22 protein-coding genes and 1 pseudogene are annotated in these 24,226 nt (G+C 38.3%); 5 read left to right on the top strand and 18 right to left on the bottom strand.

What is annotated here, in order from left to right:
- Positions 1 to 159: 159 nt before the first annotated feature.
- Positions 160 to 1,446, top strand: a complete 1,287-nt coding sequence (locus BTO21_RS03590; RefSeq protein WP_105026686.1) for a GGDEF domain-containing protein — start codon at positions 160 to 162, stop codon at positions 1,444 to 1,446.
- 173 nt (positions 1,447 to 1,619) lie between these two features.
- On the top strand, positions 1,620 to 2,810 hold the full coding sequence (locus tag BTO21_RS03585) for an amino acid aminotransferase (RefSeq protein WP_045026478.1): 1,191 nt from the start codon (positions 1,620 to 1,622) through the stop codon (positions 2,808 to 2,810).
- Between the two features lie 74 nt (positions 2,811 to 2,884).
- Here the strand turns inward: BTO21_RS03585 and BTO21_RS03580 are convergent, their stop codons facing one another.
- Together BTO21_RS03580 and BTO21_RS03575 are read right to left on the bottom strand one after the other, a co-directional pair.
- A complete protein-coding gene (locus BTO21_RS03580; RefSeq protein WP_045026850.1) occupies positions 2,885 to 3,190 on the bottom strand; it encodes a hypothetical protein in 306 nt (101 codons plus the stop codon).
- Positions 3,191 to 3,396: 206 nt separating this feature from the next.
- Positions 3,397 to 3,777 (bottom strand): hypothetical protein, encoded by a 381-nt coding sequence (locus BTO21_RS03575; protein WP_045026479.1) that lies wholly within the window; start codon positions 3,775 to 3,777, stop codon positions 3,397 to 3,399.
- A 432-nt stretch (positions 3,778 to 4,209) separates the two neighbouring features.
- Between BTO21_RS03575 and BTO21_RS20400 the strand changes: the two are divergent.
- Positions 4,210 to 4,658: pseudogene (locus tag BTO21_RS20400) on the top strand (DUF2982 domain-containing protein).
- A gap of 8 nt (positions 4,659 to 4,666) precedes the next feature.
- On the opposite strand, the gene uhpC reads toward BTO21_RS20400, so the two are convergent.
- The 10 genes from uhpC to BTO21_RS03520 all read right to left on the bottom strand — a co-directional run bounded on the left by uhpC (position 4,667) and on the right by BTO21_RS03520 (position 16,654).
- Complete coding sequence (gene uhpC / locus BTO21_RS03565; RefSeq protein WP_045026481.1) at positions 4,667 to 5,956, bottom strand: MFS transporter family glucose-6-phosphate receptor UhpC; 1,290 nt, start codon at positions 5,954 to 5,956, stop codon at positions 4,667 to 4,669.
- A 37-nt stretch (positions 5,957 to 5,993) separates the two neighbouring features.
- Positions 5,994 to 7,547 (bottom strand): signal transduction histidine-protein kinase/phosphatase UhpB, encoded by a 1,554-nt coding sequence (uhpB, locus tag BTO21_RS03560; RefSeq protein WP_045026483.1) that lies wholly within the window; start codon positions 7,545 to 7,547, stop codon positions 5,994 to 5,996.
- The gene (uhpA, locus tag BTO21_RS03555; RefSeq protein WP_045026484.1) at positions 7,547 to 8,155 is read right to left on the bottom strand and encodes a response regulator transcription factor UhpA; all 609 of its coding nucleotides are present in this window, start codon (positions 8,153 to 8,155) and stop codon (positions 7,547 to 7,549) included. Before uhpA ends, uhpB begins: the two co-directional genes overlap by 1 nt.
- Before the next feature lie 216 nt (positions 8,156 to 8,371).
- On the bottom strand, positions 8,372 to 9,025 hold the full coding sequence (locus tag BTO21_RS03550; protein WP_045026486.1) for an MBL fold metallo-hydrolase: 654 nt from the start codon (positions 9,023 to 9,025) through the stop codon (positions 8,372 to 8,374).
- A gap of 79 nt (positions 9,026 to 9,104) precedes the next feature.
- Positions 9,105 to 9,662: a peptidoglycan L,D-endopeptidase MepK gene (gene mepK, locus BTO21_RS03545; protein ID WP_045026487.1), complete on the bottom strand. Its 558-nt coding sequence runs from the start codon at positions 9,660 to 9,662 to the stop codon at positions 9,105 to 9,107.
- Positions 9,663 to 9,815: 153 nt separating this feature from the next.
- Positions 9,816 to 11,522: a L,D-transpeptidase family protein gene (locus tag BTO21_RS03540; RefSeq protein ID WP_105026684.1), complete on the bottom strand. Its 1,707-nt coding sequence runs from the start codon at positions 11,520 to 11,522 to the stop codon at positions 9,816 to 9,818.
- A 206-nt stretch (positions 11,523 to 11,728) separates the two neighbouring features.
- Complete coding sequence (locus tag BTO21_RS03535; protein ID WP_045026853.1) at positions 11,729 to 12,832, bottom strand: DUF1513 domain-containing protein; 1,104 nt, start codon at positions 12,830 to 12,832, stop codon at positions 11,729 to 11,731.
- On the bottom strand, positions 12,822 to 13,862 hold the full coding sequence (locus tag BTO21_RS03530) for an imelysin family protein (RefSeq protein WP_052672579.1): 1,041 nt from the start codon (positions 13,860 to 13,862) through the stop codon (positions 12,822 to 12,824). Before BTO21_RS03530 ends, BTO21_RS03535 begins: the two co-directional genes overlap by 11 nt.
- 10 nt (positions 13,863 to 13,872) lie before the next feature.
- Positions 13,873 to 15,312 carry a di-heme oxidoreductase family protein gene (locus BTO21_RS03525; RefSeq protein ID WP_082056759.1) on the bottom strand — a complete coding sequence of 480 codons (1,440 nt, stop codon included), beginning with the start codon at positions 15,310 to 15,312 and terminating at the stop codon, positions 13,873 to 13,875.
- Between the two features lie 88 nt (positions 15,313 to 15,400).
- Positions 15,401 to 16,654: an imelysin family protein gene (locus BTO21_RS03520; RefSeq protein ID WP_045026491.1), complete on the bottom strand. Its 1,254-nt coding sequence runs from the start codon at positions 16,652 to 16,654 to the stop codon at positions 15,401 to 15,403.
- 285 nt (positions 16,655 to 16,939) lie between these two features.
- Between BTO21_RS03520 and BTO21_RS03515 the strand changes: the two genes are divergently transcribed.
- The gene (locus tag BTO21_RS03515) at positions 16,940 to 17,446 is read left to right on the top strand and encodes a MarR family winged helix-turn-helix transcriptional regulator (protein WP_045026492.1); all 507 of its coding nucleotides are present in this window, start codon (positions 16,940 to 16,942) and stop codon (positions 17,444 to 17,446) included.
- A 53-nt stretch (positions 17,447 to 17,499) separates the two neighbouring features.
- Here the strand turns inward: BTO21_RS03515 and BTO21_RS03510 are convergent, their stop codons facing one another.
- The gene (locus BTO21_RS03510; protein ID WP_045026494.1) at positions 17,500 to 17,829 is read right to left on the bottom strand and encodes a hypothetical protein; all 330 of its coding nucleotides are present in this window, start codon (positions 17,827 to 17,829) and stop codon (positions 17,500 to 17,502) included.
- 97 nt (positions 17,830 to 17,926) lie between these two features.
- Here BTO21_RS03510 and BTO21_RS03505 point away from each other — a divergent pair, with 97 nt between their 5' ends.
- Positions 17,927 to 18,772, top strand: a complete 846-nt coding sequence (locus tag BTO21_RS03505) for a LysR family transcriptional regulator (protein ID WP_045026496.1) — start codon at positions 17,927 to 17,929, stop codon at positions 18,770 to 18,772.
- Here BTO21_RS03505 and BTO21_RS03500 read toward each other — a convergent pair.
- The 5 genes from BTO21_RS03500 to BTO21_RS03480 form a co-directional block, all read right to left on the bottom strand.
- On the bottom strand, positions 18,723 to 19,502 hold the full coding sequence (locus BTO21_RS03500; RefSeq protein ID WP_045026497.1) for a TSUP family transporter: 780 nt from the start codon (positions 19,500 to 19,502) through the stop codon (positions 18,723 to 18,725). The two genes, BTO21_RS03505 and BTO21_RS03500, sit on opposite strands and share 50 nt — an antisense overlap.
- 159 nt (positions 19,503 to 19,661) lie before the next feature.
- The gene (locus BTO21_RS03495; RefSeq protein WP_045026499.1) at positions 19,662 to 20,120 is read right to left on the bottom strand and encodes a group II truncated hemoglobin; all 459 of its coding nucleotides are present in this window, start codon (positions 20,118 to 20,120) and stop codon (positions 19,662 to 19,664) included.
- A 112-nt stretch (positions 20,121 to 20,232) separates the two neighbouring features.
- Positions 20,233 to 22,713 (bottom strand): trimethylamine-N-oxide reductase TorA, encoded by a 2,481-nt coding sequence (gene torA / locus BTO21_RS03490; protein ID WP_045026500.1) that lies wholly within the window; start codon positions 22,711 to 22,713, stop codon positions 20,233 to 20,235.
- A 71-nt stretch (positions 22,714 to 22,784) separates the two neighbouring features.
- Complete coding sequence (torC, locus tag BTO21_RS03485) at positions 22,785 to 23,969, bottom strand: pentaheme c-type cytochrome TorC (protein WP_045026502.1); 1,185 nt, start codon at positions 23,967 to 23,969, stop codon at positions 22,785 to 22,787.
- Between the two features lie 38 nt (positions 23,970 to 24,007).
- Positions 24,008 to 24,178 carry a periplasmic nitrate reductase, NapE protein gene (locus BTO21_RS03480; protein WP_045026503.1) on the bottom strand — a complete coding sequence of 57 codons (171 nt, stop codon included), beginning with the start codon at positions 24,176 to 24,178 and terminating at the stop codon, positions 24,008 to 24,010.
- Positions 24,179 to 24,226 lie beyond the last annotated feature (48 nt).

The following is a 24,226-nucleotide window of genomic DNA, read 5'->3' as shown; positions in this document are numbered from 1 at the left end:
TAGAGTTATTTTTCCATTGATAAAACATCATTTAATTCCTAAAAAGAATTAAATGATGTAGATAAAAAATACTTATTGACACGATAAGTATTTTTCATTTTAACATGTCGTATGAACATATAAAATGTCATCTTCAACAGCCTAATATCATGGATAATAATGATTATAACTGTAAATGGATTTTTTAAAAAAAACGTTCTCCAATTAAAGCTTTTTACAGTATTTTTTATAATCTGTTCTAGTTTATATCTCATGTATAATATTTTTAATATTAATAAATTACAAAAACAATATGTAACAACATTAGAAGGTATTTACTCTGGTGCTCGTCGATTTGGTTCCTTTTATAATAACACAGGAACAGTCAATCTAACAAAAGGACAATATATATTTAATAACGTATCAGTTATCGTAAATTCTCCTGTAGAAGCAAAGATCTTATCTAAAGGCATCAATAAATTACGTTCTCAAATAGATAAATTGACTGACAATCATATTTGGACAATTGCTGTTTTTGAAACATCATCACACTATTCACATTTTGATCCTCTTAGATCTGTTTATTTGAAAATATATGACCATATCGTACTTAACTCGATTGTTAAAAACGAAGGTCTAAAGGATACTTATCAATCCTTTTATGGCTGTAATATAAAGTTAACAGATATATATGAAGAGCAAGGAACCAATGCGATTATTCGTACTGTTTATTATCCGATATATAACAATAAAAAATTAGATGCTTTATTAGCGATTGACCTTAATAACTCAATATTCAAAAATATATTAGATACATTCAATCGTAACAAAATGACGATTATTAGTATGGGAAATAATAATCTTTATCAAAAAAGTGAATTATTGCCTTGTTCAGAAGTTGATCCTATTCATTTGGGTATTAATTTTTATACCCTTTTTAAAATCACCTTTTTACCGTCTCTTTTATTCATGTTTTTATATCTATCACTTAAGAAACTCATCATCAATAAAAATTTCATTTTGCGTTATGACCAAATGACTCATTTTTATCGCCGTGATTACTATGAAAACAAACTGCTCAATCAGCATGACTTTAATTTATTGATTATTGACATCGATCATTTCAAAAAAGTCAATGATACCTATGGCCACGAAATGGGTGATAAAGTTATTCGTGACGTAACCAAACGTATTAATCATTGCATTCGTAAAAATGATATTGCTATTCGTTGGGGCGGAGAAGAATTTATGCTTTCTTTTAACAACATTACGAGTCATCAACTCACAAAAAAAGCACAGCAAATATGTGATGCTATTGCCTTATATCCTATATTAGATCTTGATATTACAGTGTCTATCGGTGGCATTAGTACCACCAATACAGATTTTAATGATGCTTACAAAGCGGCAGATCAGGCACTTTATTATTCAAAAAATAATGGTCGTAATCAAATTACAATCGCTTAGCTCTGTATTCATGAGGCAATATTACGCATCTAATACCATTGGCTATAGTCATCATGACAATGCATAGAAAATATAAATATATATTCACAATTTTGTTTCATTCTCTTGTCAAACTTCTATCACTAAGGGTATAAATAGAGACATAACTATTTACTTACCCATGGATGAAAAATATGTTTGAAAAGATTACAGCTGCACCCGCTGATCCAATACTCGGTTTAACAGATGACTTTAAAGCTGATCCTAGAACGCATAAAATTAACCTCGGTGTGGGTATTTATAAAAATGAAGCAGGTAATACACCTATTCTAGCAACGGTAAAAAAAGCAGAAGCTATTTTACTCGCACAAGAAACAACCAAATCTTATCTTGGTATTCCAGGAACACCTGAATATGGCCTAGCAGTACAACAGCTTCTTTTTGGCGCAGACTCTACGCTTATTGCAGAGAAACGTATTCAAACAGCACAAGCACCTGGTGGTACAGGCGCTCTACGCGTTGCTGCTGAATTTATTAAACGCCAGTTAGGGGATGTTACCGTTTGGATTAGTAATCCTACATGGGCTAACCACCATGGTGTATTTGGTGCGGCAGGTTTAGATACAAAAACTTATGGCTACTACAACGCTCAAACTAAAGATATTGATTTTGATGCAACAATTGTAGATCTAAACCAAGCAAAATCAGGCGATGTTGTATTACTTCATGGTTGTTGTCATAACCCTACAGGTATTGATCCAACCAATACTCAGTGGCAAACACTGGCTAAACTTTGCCTTGATAAAGGCTTATTACCCATGTTTGATTTTGCTTACCAAGGCTTTGCTCGTGGTGTTGAAGAAGATGCTCAAGGATTACGTATCTTTGCAGATCAAGTACCCGAACTCCTTGTTGCAAGTTCATTCTCTAAAAACTTTGGACTGTACAACGAGCGTGTAGGTGCATTTACTTTAGTTGCTAAAAATGCAGAACAAGCAATAATCTCTTTTAGCCAAGTAAAATCAATTGCACGTGTTATTTATTCAAATCCACCCGCTCATGGTGCTGCCATTGTTACTCAAATTCTAAACGATGCTGTTTTACGTGCAGAATGGGAACAAGAAGTTGCCGATATGCGTGATCGTATTCAAGAAATGCGCGTACTCTTTGTGGCAACATTAAAACAATGCGGTGTGGATGCAGACTTTAGCTTCATTGAACGTCAAAACGGCATGTTCTCATTTTCAGGCTTAAATAAAGATCAAGTGAACCGTCTCAAAAATGAATTTGCTATCTATATTGTTGGCTCGGGGCGTATTAGTGTTGCTGGCATGACAAAATCAAATATGCTGCCACTCTGTAAAGGTATTGCTGCGGTTTTATAAGCTATTATAAATAACCATGATAAAAAAGAGGATAATTATCCTCTTTTTTATCGACTATAGTGACACCAATAATATTAACCTGATTTATTCAATGGTAATACATTACAATAAAGATCATGTTCATAATGCTTCTCTAATTGCTTACGCCAAGGCCGTTCAGTTATCGGAACAAGATAAAACATTTCTCTTGTAGTATCCGTTACAAATGCCATTCCATGCCGCATAACTTCATAATGTATATCGTGAATATAGCCGAGAGAAAAGCTTTGTCTCCCCGTTAACATATTAATATCTTCGCGACTGAGGGATACTCCCTGTGTCTCATCTGCAAATCGTTCAAGTAGCCAACCAGAAAATTCCTTTGCACTTATCATCGTCATAAGATCAGTTTCTCCGAATATTGCGCACTCCTTGAGAATCACTCTCCATATTAATAGTTATAGCAGAGTAAAAAAGCAACCGTCATTTTTCTGTATTAAAGATAATAATAATGACATTAGAAAGAATAAAAATAACATTTCAGAGGGAGCGAGAACTAATAACAGAGAAATCCCCGCTTCTTAATGAGAAGCGGGATTGGCATATTTTAAAGTGCTTTATATAACACTTTATTTCCTGCCAATTGGATGCGCTCAACTAACCTTTCTTCAGTCAATTTTTTTAACGCACCGGTGGCCCAAGCTGCCGCTTTAGCCTCTTCTTGACCCGCTTCTAGACCAATACCTTTTGGATTTAATCCATCAGTATGGTTTACGACAATATCTAAAACTTGTTGCTGTTTCGGGGTTAATGCCACTACTGATTTAGACGCAACAATAGGCTTAGATGCGACAACATCTACAATCTCTGCTGTTTCAATCACGGTTTCAATTTTTAGAGTATTATTAACTGCAGAAGTTGTATTGGTTAAAAGAGGTTTCTGTTTATGCAGTTTACGCTGGATATTACGTTTGTGAGAAATTCTCATGGTTTTATTTGCTCCGTTACACTACTTTCGATCACCACTATTTTCAGCGAGAAAAAGTGAGCGCGTTTTATACCAAGGTTATTTAGCAATTACCAGCAAACGATTATTTATCCATCAATAAATATGATCACCCGCAACTGAGCATCAAATAATCATCAATTTTGACGTATTATAAGTAAAAACAAGGCTAAAAATCGTTATCTCCATGGAAATGCTTTTTAAGAATATATACCTATAGTGTGTTTTATAATGGTATTGACATGGTTATTATAGCAATAATAGTTAAAGGAGGCCGCTGTGGAGACACTACATATTCATGCGGAAAAATTAACGACAAAACATTATATCGGATTATTTGTCAGCATCATTACTGTCACTCTCGCTTTTGTCAGTTATTTTAACTCACAATTATCCGCTATCAGCGTCTGCATTATGGTGGTTTTAGTGGCGGTTGTATTATTACTGATGATAAAAGTCATTAATACGCCATGTATCAGTTTTACATTGACCTTTATGCATTGCCAATACCATAGTCGCTATGGTGGATGGACGACAACATGGCACAATATAGCTCATATTGGTCATGCTACTCTTGGCTCTCAAGGTTGGCATTCATCCCTACCTTGGATAGGCATCCGTTTGAAAAATTATGATGCTTTCATTCGTAATATCTGTCCACGTGTCGCCTCAAGAATATTACTTGAACAACGGATATTACTGATAATGGCGAGCAAATTCGAGGACTACAAGCAATGCTTGCAAATCGAATGCGTTATAATAGAGCATTACTTGGGTTTGATTTTTTTATTGCTGACGATGTTATTGATCGCCCCATTGCCGATTTTATCGGTTTATTACGCCGCTATAAAGCCGCAGCTTAAAGTTGCAACTAATCTATAACAGCCGATGTTTGTACTTTAAGAAAAGGCAATAACAGTAATCCAATCAATGCAGCAGCCACTGAAATTACAACAAAAAATCCGGTCCAATGGTAATGATTCATAATAATCGCTAGAGGATACCCAGCTAACGCTGCGCCCATATAAGCAAATAACCCCACAAAACCGGTAGCAGCGCCTACTGAGTCTTTATGAGAGCACTCAGCAGCAGCCATACCAATTAACATTTGGGGTCCGAATATAAAAAAACCAATTGCAAAAAAGCATCCAGATTGCAATATATAGCTTGTCACTGGCATTACCCATAATGCAGCAACAGCTAAAAATATCCCCATGGCAAACAATAAAATCATCGGCCCACGGTTGCCCCCGAATAATTTATCCGATCCCCACCCACCAACCAGTGAACCAAAAAAACCACCTACTTCAAATAGTGACAACGCTCCATTAGCCGATAACAAACTATAATGATGCTGCTCTGTAAGATAAAGATTACCCCAATCATTAATCGCCGTTCGAACGATATAAACCAATATATAGCTCATCGCAAGTAGCCATAAATACTTATTGGTAAATACATACTTAAACAATATTTGCCGTTGTGTAAGGCCAATGCCTTCATTTTCTTGTGCAATTTCTAAATAGTCATGACGCCATAATCCAACGCTAGGAAGTCCCATCGCTGTCGGTTTATTTCGTAACCGCCAGCATAAACCAATACCAATCACTATTGCGATGATACCCGGAATAAAGAACCCATAACGCCATCCATAATGCAGAGTTAAAAAGCCCACTAATAATGGAATAAACGCCCCTCCAACATTATGAGCGGTATTCCAACACGACCACCATAATCCGCGTTCAGAGCGTGAATACCATGTTGTAAGCAACTTAGAACACGCAGGCCAACCCCAACCTTGAAACCATGCATTAGCTACCCACAAAAGTGTAAATGCCAGAATCGAACTTGATAAACCAAAACAAATATTAATAATACCGGTTGCAATTAACCCTATTCCCATAAAATAACGTGGATTTGCACGATCAGATATCATCCCTGATATAAATTTTGAACAACCATAAGTAAGATAGAATAAGGTTCCCATCATGCCAATATCTGACTTATCCCAGCCTAAATCAGCGATCATTGCAGGCATTGCATACGTAAAGTTTTTACGGGTTAAATAAAACCCTGCATACCCAATATACATGCTGACCATAATATGCAAACGCCAATATTTATAGCGTTGATCAACGGTTGAATCTGATAATGTGGTCATGCGATACCTGAGAATATAAATGAATTTATCGTTGTCATTATGCTATCGGTAATATAATTACCAATGTTGTGCCCGTCTCTTGTTTTCGTAATCCTTTATTTTGAAATTTGTCATCATGATGGTAACTCACTATTGAACAATGCCCACCCAACACTTCGACACGCTCACGAATACCGCGTAAACCAAAACCTTTAAATGCATCTTCAGCTTTAAAACCAATGCCGTTATCTTCAATTTGTAATTTGATTTTTTGATCAATATCTAATTCAATAATCACTTCTGTCGCTTGTGAATATTTAGCAATATTATTTAAGGCTTCTTGGCAAATTCGATATAAAGTGACACTGGTTGTATCGCATAACACTTGTTGTTTATGTCCCCACGCCATTGCTACATCAATACCTTTATCTTCTAATTTTAAATCGCAAACAACTTGCTCAACTGCTTTTGCTAAACCAAGATCATCCAAGGTTTTAGGTCGCAACCGTGATAATAAGCCTTTGGCAGTATCATAAACATTAAGCGATAACTGTTCGATAGTAGAAGCACATTGCTGAGTCACCGGCGTGGTTTCAACGCGTTTTAAAATGCTGGCTTGCATTCTAATCGCAGTAATATTTTGCCCTATTTCATCATGCAATTCTCTTGCAACATCGCGTCTAACAGACTCTTCTGTTTCAATTAGTTGGCGCGATAATGCCTGATTTCGTCCTAACTCAGAGAATAACTTACGGTTAAGATCTCGTTGGCGTTGAATACCAAGACCTAACAAAATACCCGTTAAACTTTGTGCTGATAACGATAACAGTAAATCAGTGATCTCCATATTACTGACACCACTTCGTGCAGCAATTAACGCAACACTATTTAATAATGTCCCGAGTAATGCGCCTTGCCATCCATGTCGATAAGCAAACACAATAATAGGTATTGCTAAACAAAATGGAGCAAAACGACTTAATTCATCAGGCAAGTTTATTTGCAATAAAATATTAGCAATAAAAAGTAATGCATATAAACATAAATCACGATGACGTAATTCTAATGGTCGAGAAATTAAGGCAACTGTTAGTGGGATCCATGAGCGATTAAATAAAAAGCTCCATAATAAATAACAAGTTGGAACCAACATTAATCCGCCAGTAACGCTAATCAAAAAGATCATACCAACTGGTGATACTGGTATTTGAGCAATAGAACCAAAGCCGACCACGATAACAACATTAATAATAGCTGTTGATATAATACTCACCGCCATGACTAATAACTGTCGCCATTGATCGCCATAATAATAACGTCGTATATACCATAATAGTGGCCATGATAAAGCACTGGCAATTAAAATAGGCCACCATGGTAAATCATGAAGCACTTTTGCAAGTAGCAGAATTAAACTCCATTCCGCAACATAAATGATGACCCAATAACGGTTTGCTGTATGTAAGGTTATTCCTAATCGTAGCGCAAAAGGGAAAAATAAAATGGCCAATACAGGATCACCTAAAAAATAAAAAGCGATTACCCACAAACAAAACCAGCTACAAATAAAAAATAAACCTCCCCCCAATGACGTAAGTAAATAATGTCGCATTACAATACTTCTTGTGGAAAATACTTCACTAACTCAACATTATTACTCACATTCAATTTATCCATTGCATTAGCACGATGCACATGAACTGTTTTATGACTCAACCCCAACTCAACCGCAACCGCTTTAACATCTAAACCCGTCGCCAGCATTTCACTTATCTGACGTTCACGTTTGGTTAAGCACGCTACCGATTGTTGGTAAGGATCAATACTGCCTAATTGTGTTTCTATATCAGAAGCCAAATAACGTTCACCATTTGCAACCTTTCTCACCGCTTGTGTAAGCTCATCAGGACTACAACGTTTACTGAGATATCCTTTTGCTCCCGTCGTTAATGCTTTATTCACTACTGTTGCCGTATCATGCACACTCAACATAATACATGCTATATTTCGTGATAAATCTTCAAGTAACGTCAATCCACTCTCATCAGGCATTGATATATCAATAATACAGACATCAACGCTCTGTTTCGCTAATCCATTACGCGCTTCTTGTGCTGAGCTAAATTGACTAATAACCATCATGTCTGACTCTAATGATAATAATTGAGCAAAACCAGAACGAACAATGACGTGATCATCAACTAAAGCAATTGTAATCATAATAAGACATACCTAATAAGCACTAAAAACAACAAAATATGTTCCAATGAGTATAAAGTACCGTTTAGAATAACCTCACGCAAGCTTTCGCCATCTAAATTATTTATTACCAAATTAAAGATATAAAAAAACCACTGATCATAAATAGTATCAGTGGTTTTCAGTAAATCTATTCTGTAATGATGCTAACGCAGCGTTAGCAAACGATAAAAACCATTAATACAACGGCATTTCATCGGCGACAAATGGGTTTGTCACACGCTCATGGCCAAACGTCGATAATGGACCATGCCCAGGAATAAATGTAACCTCATTACCTAAAGGCCACAACTTTGTCTTAATAGAGTTTACCAATGTTGGATGATCACCTTGTGGAAAATCAGTACGACCAATCCCCCCTTTGAATAACACATCTCCTACAAACGCCACATTAGCATCTGCACTATAAAAAATCACATGCCCCGGAGTATGACCTGGAGTATGGAATACTTGTAAAGCTTGATTACCCACGCTAACCACATCGCCATCGTTTAGCCATTGAGTCGGCGCAAATGCTTCTGTCATTGGGAAGCCAAACATTTCACTTTGGCGAGGTAATCCTTGCAGCCAAAATTCATCAGCCTGTTGTGGACCAATAATAGGCACACCCAGAATCTGAGAAAGAGGCTCAGTACCACCCACATGATCTAAATGTCCATGGGTTAATAATAATTGAGTAACGTTAACACCTAGCTCTTCAACGACTTGTTGAAGTTGTTGAATATCGCCACCAGGATCGACAATCGCTGCTTGGCGTGTTTCATCACACCATATAATAGAGCAGTTCTGCTCGAATGGCGTAACGGGCACAATTTTGTATTGAAGACTCATTCATACTTCCTAACTGAGACATTATTTAGGGAAGCATGCCATGAATATCATTAAAAATACAGATTCGGGCTGGAATAAACTACCCTCTCCAATTACGTACAGGCCCAGTATCAATATGGACAAACTGGCTATTTGGATAGTAACCAACACCACCTATTTTTAAATCTAATGCCGCTTTACGGATTTTAGCTAAAGGAACCCCTTCAAGATTAAAGTCGATAGCTTGCGCTTTCATGTGATAGCTTTTCTTTGCAACGCCACCACTACGTTTTGCCAACATTTTATTGGTTTTAGACGAGCGGTAGCCAGAAAAGAGTTGTGCGTAACCTTCATGCCCAAGATAAGATTGAATTTGTGCAATCGCATCATACAAACGACGATCTATGCGAGCAATTTCATTTTGACGGAAATCACGACAAAGATGATCTAACCGTCGAACTTCCTTACCTACGTAGGTTTTACCATTGAAATATTTAGTTTCTAATTCTTCACCCGTATGCAAATTGCGTAATAACATTGTCCGAGGTGTTGTTGCTTGAAAAGGACTTGCTAAAGATATATTGGGTAACATACATGCCCCAACCGCTAATCCACTAACTGTTAAAAATTTACGACGACTAATATCTAGATTTGACATAACTTACACAACCGAAAATAATGATCTTTATTTCTAAAGCAATTAACATACCAATACCGCAAGACATTATATTCAGTTAATAAAGTAGTCAAATGTGTAAGTCACATAATAATAAATTTAATCATCCTATTTTTAAATATCATTAACTTACACTCAATTATTATTGTAAGCAGAGATTAATGACTTCCTATTTTGGGGATCTTTATCATAATCATAAATATCAAACCGGTAATTAACTGCACCTTCATCATTAATCCACGCTGTTTGATAAATAATTTCCACTGGAACTTTTTTACTCTTATTAAGTCTAATTGTTCGTGTTTTTTTGCTCCTAGAATACAACTTAAATTGCGATTTGCTTTTCCCTGAATATTGCAATAATGCTAACGCAAGTGACTTAGACTCAAGTACACGCACACAACCAGAACTCAGTGCACGTTCATGCTTATTAAATAATACTGGGTATGATGTGTCATGTAAGTAAATAGCCTGATTGTTAGGAATATTAAATTTATATAAACCTAGTGCATTTTTTTTACCCGGTTTTTGACGTAATCGGTATGGGAATTTACTGGAGGCTAATAAATTATAAGGAATTGAATTAATATTTATTTTTTCAGAACTACCCCAACTACGAATAACTTCATAATTATGTCGTCTTAAATAACTGCGACTGCGCCTTACCTTAGGTAATATATCTCTTTTCGTAATGGAAGTAGGCACATTCCAATATGGATTAAATACCACAGAATTAACTTTTGAATTAAAGATTGGTGTTTGTCGGGATGGTCGTCCCACAATCACTTTACTGTTCATTACCCAACGTCCATCAAGCCATAAGTTCATATAATAATTAGGTATATTAACCACAATCCCCGTATAAATACGTGTCGACCATAATCGTAATCGCTGTGCATTTAATGCTAACAACCGTACCCGCTGCTTAACGTTTAATGCCAGCCATTTCTGGGTTTGTGTTCCAATAATGCCATCATTTTGTAAACCATGACGAGATTGAAAGCGTTTTACTGCCAATACAAGACGGCCGGTATAAAGTGACTTATATTGCTGTTGATAATGCTTAGCCTCAAGCGGCGATAAATCCCCTAAACGCTCAAGTACCGTTATCAAGCTCGGCATGTATTTAATCTTACTTCCTGGGCCCACTTTTCCATGAAATGAAAACACAGGCCAACGTAATGTCGGATGAGATTCAAGTCGATTAATTGAGGCAACTAATTGATTATATCCAGAGAGTTGCGGTTTTAAGCTAACAATGAATTGATTAAATTGATTATTTTCATAATTCATCAGAATATCTTCAATGGAAACTTGGCTTGGGGTCGGTAATTGTGAGGGTACCTTTTCACCAAATAACCACATTTTTCCCTTACCCTGTAATTGCTCAATAAAACTGAGATATATTAATAAAGTATCTGTTGCAACAACATCATATTGTTGCCAGTTTTGTTGAGGTTGTAATTGAATAAGTAAATGATACCTTGCTGTTAGTTCTTTATTGGTTTGAGATAAACTAATGATACGTAATTGATTAATAAAATCCTGAATTGTTCGGTCGTTTTCCCAAAATTGGCTGAATCCTATTGACGAATATAGCTCGACTAACGTTGTGGGATATTTAAGCTGCGTTATATTGGCATTGGCATCCGATATCCATTTTTGAGCATGACTCAGCATATTTCTTGACCGATCAATCGCCAAAAATGAACTATTACCCTTATCTAAAGACCGCTCTTTATGATCATTAACAATAGACTGAGAATAAGCACAAGATATTTGCCAAAAAAAGCTGACAAATATCACGATGACAATTAACAAAGCATCTTTAACTACTGGCATTAAATACCTCCGTCACCCATTTTTAACATCACAAATGAAAATTCATTTGATGATTAAATGTAGAATAAGAGAATATTAAAAAATCTTATAAGTACAACTATTAGTCAACATTTAAGATAATTAGCTCTTTTAACGACAGATATATAATTACAGGATCGCTTATAATATTTTCTCTATTATTGTTCCAATCACATTACCTTACGTTTTTATATTTTAATGGCTGGTATCGAGCACCAATGATTATCCCAAATAATAGACGTTTGATTACGTTTTGATTGCCTAGTAACAGAGACATAAGCAATACTGCCACTGCCTGAATTGAGTACCCACTGCTTATTAGTAACAGCAGCACCTGATACATCTGCCAGTGGCTTTATCTCAAGCAACTCACGGCTGTTACTATTCCAAATACCATAGCAATTACCGCGTGGTGATGTTGCTAATACATAATCATCTAAAGTCACGACACTGGATATATAGTGATTAAATCTTTGCCATTGTTCATCTTCAGCAAATAAAGGTTGCAATGATTGATTACGCCTATGCGTCGCCATAAGTGGCACTATTACATCTGTTTGAGATTTGTATTGTTGACCACAAATAACTGCACCATCAGCGGTAACATCTAAATGGCGAATACTTAAATGTTTATTGGCTAATTCCGCGTGATCGATAATCTCACCGGTTTGTTTATCGATATAAAGTAATGCAGACTGCATCGAGGATAGATTTTGTGGGACTCGACCAAGCGTATGAATACCGCCAACAGCAACGGCTAAGGTATGTTCATCAACACTGATCATTTGATGTGGTCCGATACCGACACCACTAAACTCAGCCACTTTAGGTAAACCGTTACTGAGTTCATATACACCAATAATGCCACGGCTTGTCAATGCCTCACCTTCTGTGGCATATAGATAGCGCCCATCAGCAGAAAACACGCCATGCCCATAAAAATAACGATGAGGATCAGCAGCACGAAGGCTCCATATCGCGCCAGTTTTATAATCAACAATTTGGATATATTGCCCCGGCCGACGGGAAAAAATAGCCGCTAATGTACCACTAGGTTGTAATGCAATCCCATGCCCTCTCGCTGGTAATGGGAATTGATGGAGTAACTCGCCATGATTATCAATCACTGCTACAGCAAAGTGTCCCTTTGACGTACGGCAACACCCTATCAATGCCGGATCTGAATGTAGTTTACGAACATCATTGCAGCCAGAAAGCACAGTCAACGGTAATAATGCTGTGGAAGATAATGCATAATTGAGTAGCTTACGCCGAGTAAGATCAGTCACCATCAGTAGCATTAAACCCCATAACAATACCTAATTGGCGTGCAACATCATCGTGAAGGGCAAGTTGAATATATTCTAAACCATTAAAAATATTAATTAACTCACGATACCCTTGTTTCGTCTTTAATAAGCTCACCATACTTGATGATGTCGGCCAATCAGCTAACAGTAATGTAAATCGTTGCTGTATTCGTTGCGCCGTTGCTTGATAACCTTGATCACGCAGCAATGCATCTAATCCAGCACCATTGGCTAAATACAACGCTTGTAAAGATTCAATGCTTGCTTTTAGATTCGCTAATGAAGTTTGTGAACGCCACGCTTCTGCCTGATAAGGTTTAGGGTGTCCTGGTTTACCCATCGGTTTAACCAACTTTTTGATGGTGTAATCAAGCTGGTTATTTATCGCAGCCAAATATTCCGCTAACGCTAATGAGTTCGATAATGACTGCCATGGATTTTGTAGCCATGCCAGTGCCAATGTCTGCCCAGTTGTGGCTAAATGTGTCGTTATAGCCACTGCTAATTGACACTCATTATCGTTTTTCAAATACTGAGGCTGTTGATATAAAAACCACTCCACAGCCCCCAATCCTTGAACAGCAACACTTTGCTGCGCTAATTCACTTGGTTGCCACTGCTTATTCTGTTTAATCAACTGGCGTAATTTATACCCTGTGGTATTTTTCTTATCTGGCCAAAATTGAATATCCCAGCTCAATGCTAATGCTGCTTCACTGCCTTTTTCTCGCCCCTGTAACGCCATCCATGTCTTCATGGTTTGCTGCCACACCTGGCGAGTTAACGTTAATTGCTGTTCACTAAATTGCCGACATAATAGCTGTGTTTGTTGCTGTAATTGTTGTGTTTGTTGGGCAAATAACTCTGCTGCTGACAATGATAATTGATGTACATTATCAAGTGCCGCTGTTGCCGTCATATAGCTATCTGATCGTGTTTGAGAATCACAACCACTGACCATCATCGCCACCAGCAATAACGGTGCAATCCTCTTTTTATACGTTATCTTCACGGTTTTATTCCTATAGAGAATTCAAAAAGGCAAGCAGTTGCTGCCGTTGTGGTTGTGTAAACGTCAAAACGACATCACGACTGTGTTGCGCTTCCCCGCCATGCCATAACACTGCTTCTATGATCGTACGTGCACGACCATCATGTAAAAAGTTAGTATGACCATTGACTTCTTCGGTATATCCAAGGCCCCATAAAGGTGCGGTGCGCCACTCTTGACCACTGGCTAAAAATTCAGGTCGGTTATCTGCTAAACCCTCTCCCATATCATGTAATAACAAATCGGTATAAGGGTTAATCATTTGCTCAGAAAGCGCAGGTAAATCAAGGTTTTTAGCGGTTTTTATTTGACTACGATGGCAACTATCACAACCTGCATAATTAAACAACTGCTCACCTTTCATCACCTCAGGATCAACAATATTTCTCCGTGCTGGAACCGCTAAATGCCGTGAATAAAACTCCACAAACCGCAATACATCATCACTGGCTTCATGCTCACCACCATTTGGCATCTGTGCACATACCGACTGATTATCACTGCAATTTTCTCGTAAAAACAAACGACTGGTTAGACCTACATCGCCATTAAAGGCAGCCGCATTTTGTTGCATTAAATTCGGCTGACCGGCTTTCCAACCAAAACGCCCCACAACCGTTTGTTGCAGCCGCACATCCCAGACTCGGTTTAACTTTCCAGATACACCTTGGTTTTGATGCTGCTGTAATTGTGCAAACTCAACCAATGTTGATTCAGGAATTTGTTCTAATAGCCCTAGGCCAATCATCGGTGGCGCAATACGTGCTGACAACATCACATCGGTTGCCATTGCACCATAATTAAGCTGATTAATACTCAATTTTGGGGTGCGTAACATAACAACTTCACCATCAGTAAATGTTACTGCATGTTCTTTATAAGAAAGTACAATTTGTCCTTCAGGTTTGGTTCCAGGTAATGAAAAATCTTGCAATTGATCGCCATAAGTTGGCTCTCCAATCACGCCTGACATGATCAATTGCTGTTTTTGTTGAGGAGTGATAGCGGGCACACTTAAACGCACTAACATTGATACGGCATTAGTGTCATTGTTTTCAGGAGGATGACCTCGTCCATCTTTAATATGGCAATTTTGACAACCATTTGTATTAAATAATGGGCCTAATCCATCACGAGCATCCGTTGTTGCAGGAGCTTGAACCCAAGGATTACGAAAAAAACTGTTACCAACACTAAAATCCAAGCGTTTTGACAACGGTAGATTAGTGGCGGGTAATGAAAAAGCATTAGCTCCTGTTTTAGCGGTAGTAGTATTACCGCCTGATTTTAATTGTTGTAATTGCTGGGGTGAGTATGTGATCTTAGTAGTTGGCTGTTGATTATTATTAGCGCTAACCAATATCGACCATAAACCCAGAAAAAAAGCAGCAGAGGCTAGCAGAAACTTCATTGCTCACACTCGTCATATTCAGTAAGGGGAATAACGTTACGTGCACAACACACGTAACGTTGTATACAGTTATCTCAAATCGTCAAACTCAAAACTGATGATCAGCAGTGTCTGGATTTAAATTACTGACACCAATGATTTTAGCCGCTTGTTCAATCGCAACTGTTTGTTGGACTAAGGCTGAAATTGACTGATTAACTAACGTATTACCCGCTTTATTGCCCGCTGCAATCAGTTGATCAAAGTGCTGATTGTTGTTTTCAGCAGCTTCTACTAAGGTATAAACCTGCGTTCGTGCTGTTTCAAATTGTGCTTTAATTTCAGCGGCAGATTTAGCATCTTTTTTAGCCACTAAATCATTAATACTCGGTCCTTGTAGCACATCACCATTTACACGTTGGTAACTGCCGGTATAAACGTTATAAATACCCTGTTCGTTATAATAATGTGAGTTATGAGTATTATCAGAAAAACAATCATGTTCATCTTCTGGAGAGTTTGCTTCTAGCGCCACTTTCATTCGCTCACCAGCTAATTCACCTAAAGATAATGAACCCATACCAAATAACATCTTACGCAAGCCATTATCTGCAGGCTCTGCCAGTAATTCAGCGCGGTAATTATTAGCCTCAGTGGCTGACCATTGTTTTTCCATCCATTGCAGATCATTGATCAATAATTGCGCACTTGCCGCTAAGTAATCTGCACGACGGTCACAATTGCCATGGGTACATGCCGTACCTTTAACGAAATCAGTAAACTGACGATCACCATCTCCTGCAGCTGTACCTTGTAAATCTTGTCCCCACAGCAAAAACTCAATGGCATGATAACCCGATGCAACATTCGCTTCAGACCCACCAAGTTCATTAAGTCCGGCAATCAATTGCGGTGTAATCTTGGTCACATCAATTTCTTTGTTACCTACTTGAAGCTTCTTGCTTGCAATAATATTTGCCTTAGCACCATCATTACCGAGTTCATGTTGATAATCACCTGCAACATAATCAATTAAGCCTTCATCTAATGGCCAAGCATTTAATTGTCCCTCCCAATCATCAACAACGCCATTACCAAACCGAAAGACTTCTGACTGCTGATAAGGCACTCGTGCCGCTTTCCATGCGACGCGAGCAGCTGTTAATGTTTGCGGTGAAGGGTTAGCAATCATTGCTGCAATGGTTTTATCTAATGTTTGTGCTGTTACTAACGCATCACTGTAAACACTATGAGCAAGATCAGCATAATGGGTGACAACCTCTGCTTTCGTGGTTGCTTGTGCCATCAACGGCAATGATGCTATTGCAGCAGCAATAGTGTAATGAGGGAGGCGATTTTTCATTAAGTATCATCCTTGTAAATACATGACTGTTCCAGATAACCATCAAAACGATAATGTAACTGATAATTATTTCTATTCAAGCATGATACATAATAAATACATTTTTGAAACACTTCGGCATAAATTTAATGGCGTATAATTACATTTATCTATAAAAAATTAATTAGATACTGATAAACACCAATGAAAAGGTAATAATTCTTGTATACTCTCAGCATGAAAATACCCTATATATCATGATGATTTTATATGGTTATTACGGACAAATTTAATTGGGAGAGTTAGATGGATAGGCACGAAGAAGTACTTATTGCTCTAAGACAAATTATTCGGGCAATTGATCTACATTCTAGAAAATTGAATAAAAGTGCAGGTCTCACAGGTCCACAATTGGTATTAATGCGTGCAATTCGTGGATCAGGCGAGATTACTATTCGTCAACTGTCTAACAACACTAATATGAGTCAAGCAACAGCCACGACGATTCTTGATCGGTTAGAAAAACGCGGCTTGGTTGTTCGCCAACGTAGTGTGCTTGATAAACGCAAAGTGCATGCGCATCTTACAGAAGCTGGACTTGTTCTACTGGATAAAGCTCCAATGCCATTACAAGACAGCTTTATCTCCCAATATCAAGACTTAGAAGATTGGGAACAATCACTACTGCTTTCTTCAGTACAGCGTATTTCAACCATGATGAACGCTGAGCACCTTGATGTTGCTCCTATCCTTGAAGTTGGTAGCATTACCAAACAAGAAAAACCGAATTCAGAGAGCACCGAAAGCGAATAAAAAAGCCGTTAAAAACCGACATTATTGTCGGTTTTACCGCCTTCTCGCTAAAACTATCCTGCGAGTACAGGATCGACTTGATATTTTATCAATGAAGATGGGACTGTCTGCTGGTTTAACTCATACATTGCGATAAATAAGGCTTGCTTAATCGCTTCCTCATCATGTAACTCAACAGCAGATAACGAACTTTCTAATGCTTGTTTAATTGTCGCCACTTTTAGCCGTATTAATATAATTTGCTCTTGTTCTGATAGCGCTAATTGAGTAATAACTTGTGAAGTCGCATTTTTACTCTGAGCGTCATTTAAAACACTTAACTGTTGACAAAGTGAATCCAGAGTATAAATCATATTGAGTAATGATTGTGGTGATTTTATCATTGTAATATCCTTATTTATCAATGAAAAACAGACATTCACTTATAGTAATACATATTTGATAGGTAATTTGTTAACACGATCAAAGAAGGAATAGATCATGCTATTGGAAGGCATTGAAACATTATTAGTTTTAGCACAAGAAGGTACCATGAGCCGTGCAGGCAATCGGCTCTATATTAGTCAATCAGCCGTCAGTAAACGTATTGCTAAACTTGAATCTACTCTTGGTAAAAAACTGATATCCCCATCAGGACGTTTAATCAAACTCACACCAGACGCACTCGCTTTAATTGAGAACGTAGGTCCAAGTTTCAGTGAACTTCGTGGGTTAATTTTTGAGCAACAGACCATTGAAGATCACAGCATCATTAAAATAGATTGTTCTGAAACTCTTGTTGCTGGTTATTTAGGGGAAGCATTTGGTCATTATATTCAGAAAGATAAAAACTTCACGATCACCACTCACCATACCCCTGTCATTATTGAGAATGTACGTTCAGGACAAGCAACTATTGGCTGTTGTGCTGGTTATTTAGCGCCACATCATGGGTTGCATTATCAACATTTATTAGATGAACGCTTTCGTATTGTTGCAGCAACCGCGCTCCAATCGCCACCTGAATATTTATTAGTTAATGATCTTAAAAATCCATCTAATCTTTATCAAGCTGCTATTTTACAAAAAGCAGGGATCACACCATTAATGGAAATGGATTCCTATACCGCCGCAGCACAACTCGCTCTTGGTGGCGTCGCACCAGCATTAGTACCAGAATCCATTATCAGCGCCTTAAAAATAGATCCTATTTATTGTCATCATTTTGATTTTTTAGACCAACTTACTCGTCCGGTACATGTTATTTATCGTGCAAAAAATGCCGCATCGCCACGGGTTAAAACCATAATTGAAACCATTGCGGATGCTGTTGCCATAGCAATTTAATGGCCATTCCCATCGACATCACCACGACCATTGGTCGAATAAAACGCTGCCCTTTACTTATCACAATATGTGCGCCTAATCGTGCGCCAATAAAACCACCAGCGGCCATAATTAAGCCCACCTTCCAAATCGGTAATCCCGCGAGAATAAATAATATTAACGCTGCAATATTGGATGTAAAATTTAAAATCTTAGTCCGCGCTGTTGCTTCAACTAAGCCTAATTGTGCGATAACAACAAAACAAATCGTAAAAAATGAGCCCGTACCAGGACCAAAAAAACCATCATAAAAACCGATACTCGTACCAACAGAAAATGCAAATGCGGCTTCTGATAACTTAGGTGTGCCACCACCAGCACCAATATTAGGCGAGAATAAAAAATACAGTGAAATACAAACGAGTAAGATAGGAATAAGGCTTGTCAGCACACTGGCATCAATATGTTGAACTAATATCGCTCCGATAGCTGAACCTGCAAATGTACAAGCAATCGCTAGCCTCATTTGTTTTAAGTTAACAAATCCATTACGGACAAAATACCAAGAGGCTGAAAAACTGCCAAATGAGCTTTGCAATTTATTGGTCGCTAATGCTTGAGCCGGAGGGATACCCACCGACAATAGCGCAGGTACAGTAAGCATACCGCCACCACCAGCGATTGCATCAATAAATCCCGCAGCTAACGCCACACAGAATAAAATCGCAAGTACATCTACACCTAATTCCATTTACTATCACTTTATTAATTATTCTATTGATAGCAGAATAATAACGGTGATTTTCATCATCGAATAGTGAAAGCTTGGATAGCAATCCATTCCGGTTTGGAATCGATTAAAATACGCTAATAATACGTCGGCTCAACTGACTATTAGTTTCTCTTTAGGTTAATTACGATTGCGACACATCTCGGCAGGAAAAGATAAGCGCACCATAATAAAGCGTTTTAATAATTCATCATAATCGGGTTGAGCATCTAGCGCTTTTTGCATACACATTAGCCATGCTTTTTTCTCAGCTAAACCAATATCAAGATGACGATGAGCACTAGCAAGATTGATTCGCCCATAACGTTCAATATAACGATCTTCTCCACCCATCCACCCAATCAAGAAGATGGTTAACTTCTGTTGTGATTCAGTAAGATCATCACTATGCATTGCACGTATTGTTGCCGCTTCTGGTTCGCTATCAATACAATGATAAAAATCAGCGACCAACTGTTGTACACCAGCCTCACCACCAGCAGCAGCCAAGACATTATTTCCTTGTCCAAACGCTGACACATTACGCTTTTTTACGCCTGAAAAATCATCACCTTCAGGAAATTCTTTATTATCTGCCATTTAATATTCTCTTAATTAACACCCTTTATTAATTGTATAAGAAATGAATAAAGAGCCACCGTAATGACTCTTTATTATTGATGCCGGATCACATTCTATCGCGTATTTCTAATTAACTAACATAAAGTGGCCCACTAAATGATGTCACTGGTGGTACTTTACCGGTGAACTTCTCAAAATCGACCACAACAGTATTAGCACTGGTTGCTTGAGCAAGCTCAGAGGTAGGGATATCAATGGTTAATGTATTAGGATCGCCATAAGTATCAATAGCACCAATATCATTATTCAACGGCCCGAACCATGCTCCTTCTTCGATACGAACCACACCTGTTGGATAATTATCGGACAGCACAGCACCGGCTAACAACTGTCCACGATCATTAAATACCCGTACAATATCACCATCTTTAATGCCCTTTTTGTTAGCATCTTGTGGGTTGATATAGACTGGCTCATGCCCTTTTACCGCATAAGTATTACGGAAATCTTCTGAATCACACATTTGCGAGTGTAACCGTTTATTGGGGTGGCATGATTGCAGCCAAAATGGGAATTTTTCCGATTTAGGTCCGCCATGTGATCGCTCTTCTTTTTCAAACCACATCGGATGGCCTTGGCAATGCTCATAGTTATAACGGGCTATTTTACGACTATAAATTTCAATGAATCCAGAAGGCGTTCCGAGTCCATTAATTTCAGGATCTTCTCTAAAAGCCGCATGACTGACATAGGTTTGATCAGTTGGAAACTCAACTAACCCTTGCTGCCAAAACTGTTTGAACTCTGGCATTTCATGCTTACCGTTATTGGCTTTACGGCAATCATTATACAGTTGTTCTATCCACTGTATTTCCGTCATACCACGAGTATATTGTTTACTTTTCCCAAAGCGTTCGGTTAATTCAGTAAATATCTGAAAGTCTGTTTTTGATTGATAAAGCGGATCAATTAGCTTATGCATCGCTAAAATACCGCTAGTTGAATAAGTACCATATTGATCTAAATCACTACGCTCAAATTGGGTACAAGCAGGTAATACAATATCGGAAAAACGACAGGTTGGTGTCCATGTATAATCAATATTAACCACGGTTTGCAGCTTTCTAAATGCTTGTTTCATACGATTACGTTGTTGATGATGATTCCACGGATTACAACCACTAAAGACCATCATCTTAATATCAGGCAACACCACATTAGCGCCGTTATATTGAATTTTTTTACCTGGTTCCATGATCGCATCAATCCATCTTGCGACCGGAATTGTCGAACTGTAGCCTTTAAAATCGTTATTATTCCAAATCGGCTGTTGGCCTTCATCAACATTACGCGGAAATCCCCCCGGCCCAGCTGCAGTACTGAAAGGTAACCCAACGCCACTGTAAAAGTGAGAATAGGAAATCCCTCCACCAGGTAAGCCTATTTGGCCTAACATCGAAGCCAGCACTGCTCCCATCCAATAAGGCTGCTCACCGTGTTGTTGACGCTGTACAGCCCAACCAAACATTATCATCGTACGGTTTTTAACTAATCCGCGAGCAAATTCTCGAATAGCCTCTGCTTTAACGCCACAAATCGGCTCTGCCCATTCTGGCGTTTTGGCTATTTTATCTTTGCCTGTACCCAATAAGTAAGGCAAGAATTCATTGAAGCCTAAAGTGTAAGTTTCCAGAAATTGTTTATCGTACAGATCTTCTTTATACAATGTATGCGCAATAGCAAGCATGAAAGGAACGTCAGTTTGAGGATTGACGTATTGGTGCTCACAGTTAAAATATTTTTGCGATTTTGACACTACAGGATCGACCGAGATCATACGGATCCCACCATCTGCGACCTTCTGCTTTAATTGCGCATAATACTCATAAGAACCATGAGTCTCACACTGCCAGCCAACCTGACTGTTTTTAATCGGATCATTTGACCACCATATCAATGTCTTACAATCTTTCAGTATTGTCGACCACGTAGTTGCTTGCGCATAAACTTCGGTTGAGCCTAAGACATAAGGCAAAATGGTTTGGCCAGCGCCTGTAGAGTAATCACCGACTTTCTTAATGAAATTGCCATGCATACCCACAGCGCGCTGCATGTGAGAAGTACAACTTTGAAATTGTCCTGTTTCTCGCCACCCCGTTTGGCCAGCATGTAATGCCCACGGGCCATAGTCTTTCTGGATTCGTTGTAACTCTTGATAAAACAAATCTAAAGCTTCATCCCATGTCACTCGAACAAAACGATTATTACCACGGGTTTCAGCACTGTATTTATTTTTCTTGAGCCAATCTAAACGCACCATTGGATAGCGCACTCGTGAAGGACTATAAATTAAGCCTTTGATCCCATTTAGCATATCAGTGGGATTTTTATCAAATTCTAAAGGTTTAATTTCAGCGACTTGACCATTATAAATACGGGCTCTAAATGCACCCCAGTGAGAACCCGATACCTTCCAGATACCTGGTGGCTCTGAAGGTGTAGTTGCAGCTTCAGATGCCCTCGCAACTTGTATAAGTAATCCGGGGCCAATAACAGAAGCCGCACTTGTCGTTGCTAAGCCTTGCAGAAATTTACGTCTACTCAGTGACATAAAAAATTCCTCACAATGAAAACGAAAAAAGGTTGCTCAACATGCAGTATGTTAAGCAACCTTTAGTTTGATTAATGTTCAGCTTTAGAAAAGTCTGACGAATGATTTTGTAAATATTTCAACACAATAGCTTCACTATCAGTATCGAAATTCACAAATGCAAGCATACCGTTAAACATGCCAGGCCAAGTGTTTGCATCAAAATGGTTTTCTGCTGGCTGGGTATGACACACACTACAATTGGTGTTGTATGCTGATTTCGCAGCAGTCCAAACGGTACTGATATCGCTAACAAAGTTCTTTTTTTCAACCCATAGCGTTGCTGTCACTTGCTGCCATTTCAGTCCTGTGACATCGTCTTCTTTTTGCTCAAATCCTTTGACGATATCAGCACTTTGCGCGGCATTTTTACTTAATGCCGCAGAGGGAATGTTCATTCCGAAATCTTGGTTAATAACTCGGCCAAAACCTTTTACTTTACGCCAACCGTTCAGTTCAATCTGCAACATATCATCTTTGATACCCACCACTTTTACCGCAGATGCAGGTTCTAAAGAACCACCGTCTTTCGTTTTAGCTTCATCTTCATATAACGGTAAAAACTGTACGCTGTAGTAAGTATCACCTTTAGAATAATCAGTACTTTGAGATGCGGCTACAAGTTCAGACACAATACCACCCGATGATGCCATATCTGCAGGTAGGTGGTGTGCGATACCTTTATGGCAGTCAATACAACTTTGATCTTTAACCGCAGCTTGCTTCATTTGGGCTTGCGCACGAGGTGACATTTCATCCCACTTCATACTGTCATAGCTATGACAACTTTTACATTCAAGCGATTTATTAGCCGCAAACCGTTTCCATTCATGTTGAGCAAGCTCTAACCGTTTGGCTTCAAATTTTTCAGGGGTATCGATAGTCCCGACGATCGAACCAAACACTTCTTTACTGGCTTGCATCTTACGAGCAATTTTATCACTCCAATTATGAGGAACATGACAATCAGGACATGTTGCCCTTATCCCTGCATTATTTTCCCAGTGAATTGTGCCTTTCAATTCAGGATAAACCGTATCTCTCATAGAATGACAACTGATACAAAATTTTTCCGTATTTGTCATTTCAAGGGCTGTATTAAATCCTCCCCAAAATATAACCCCAGCAACAAAACCGCCTAATGTAAGTACGCCAAGACTTATTTTTGCTGCTGGACGCCATAGTGTTATCCAAACTTTTTTTAAGGATGACTTCATCATTTACCTACCCGTTTTTATTGAATGTTGACGAGTGCTTAACCATGCCCAGGAGGGCCAAGGAAAAATACTTGCAGCGCCCAAATAAAGAAGCCGTATCCGCTCACAAACATGACAGATAAAATAGGAAACAGTAAAACAATAATGAATAGAAATGTCCGCCATTCATAGCGACCTCTTTCCTGCTCAGTAATTTCAGTATTAGTCATAGATGACCTCTCTGTAATCATTATGATAGCGGTGTACCATTAATCGAA

It is taken from the genome of Photobacterium phosphoreum (assembly GCF_002954725.1).
Classification (GTDB): domain Bacteria; phylum Pseudomonadota; class Gammaproteobacteria; order Enterobacterales; family Vibrionaceae; genus Photobacterium; species Photobacterium phosphoreum.
This window is presented reverse-complemented; position numbering and strand designations above follow the sequence as displayed.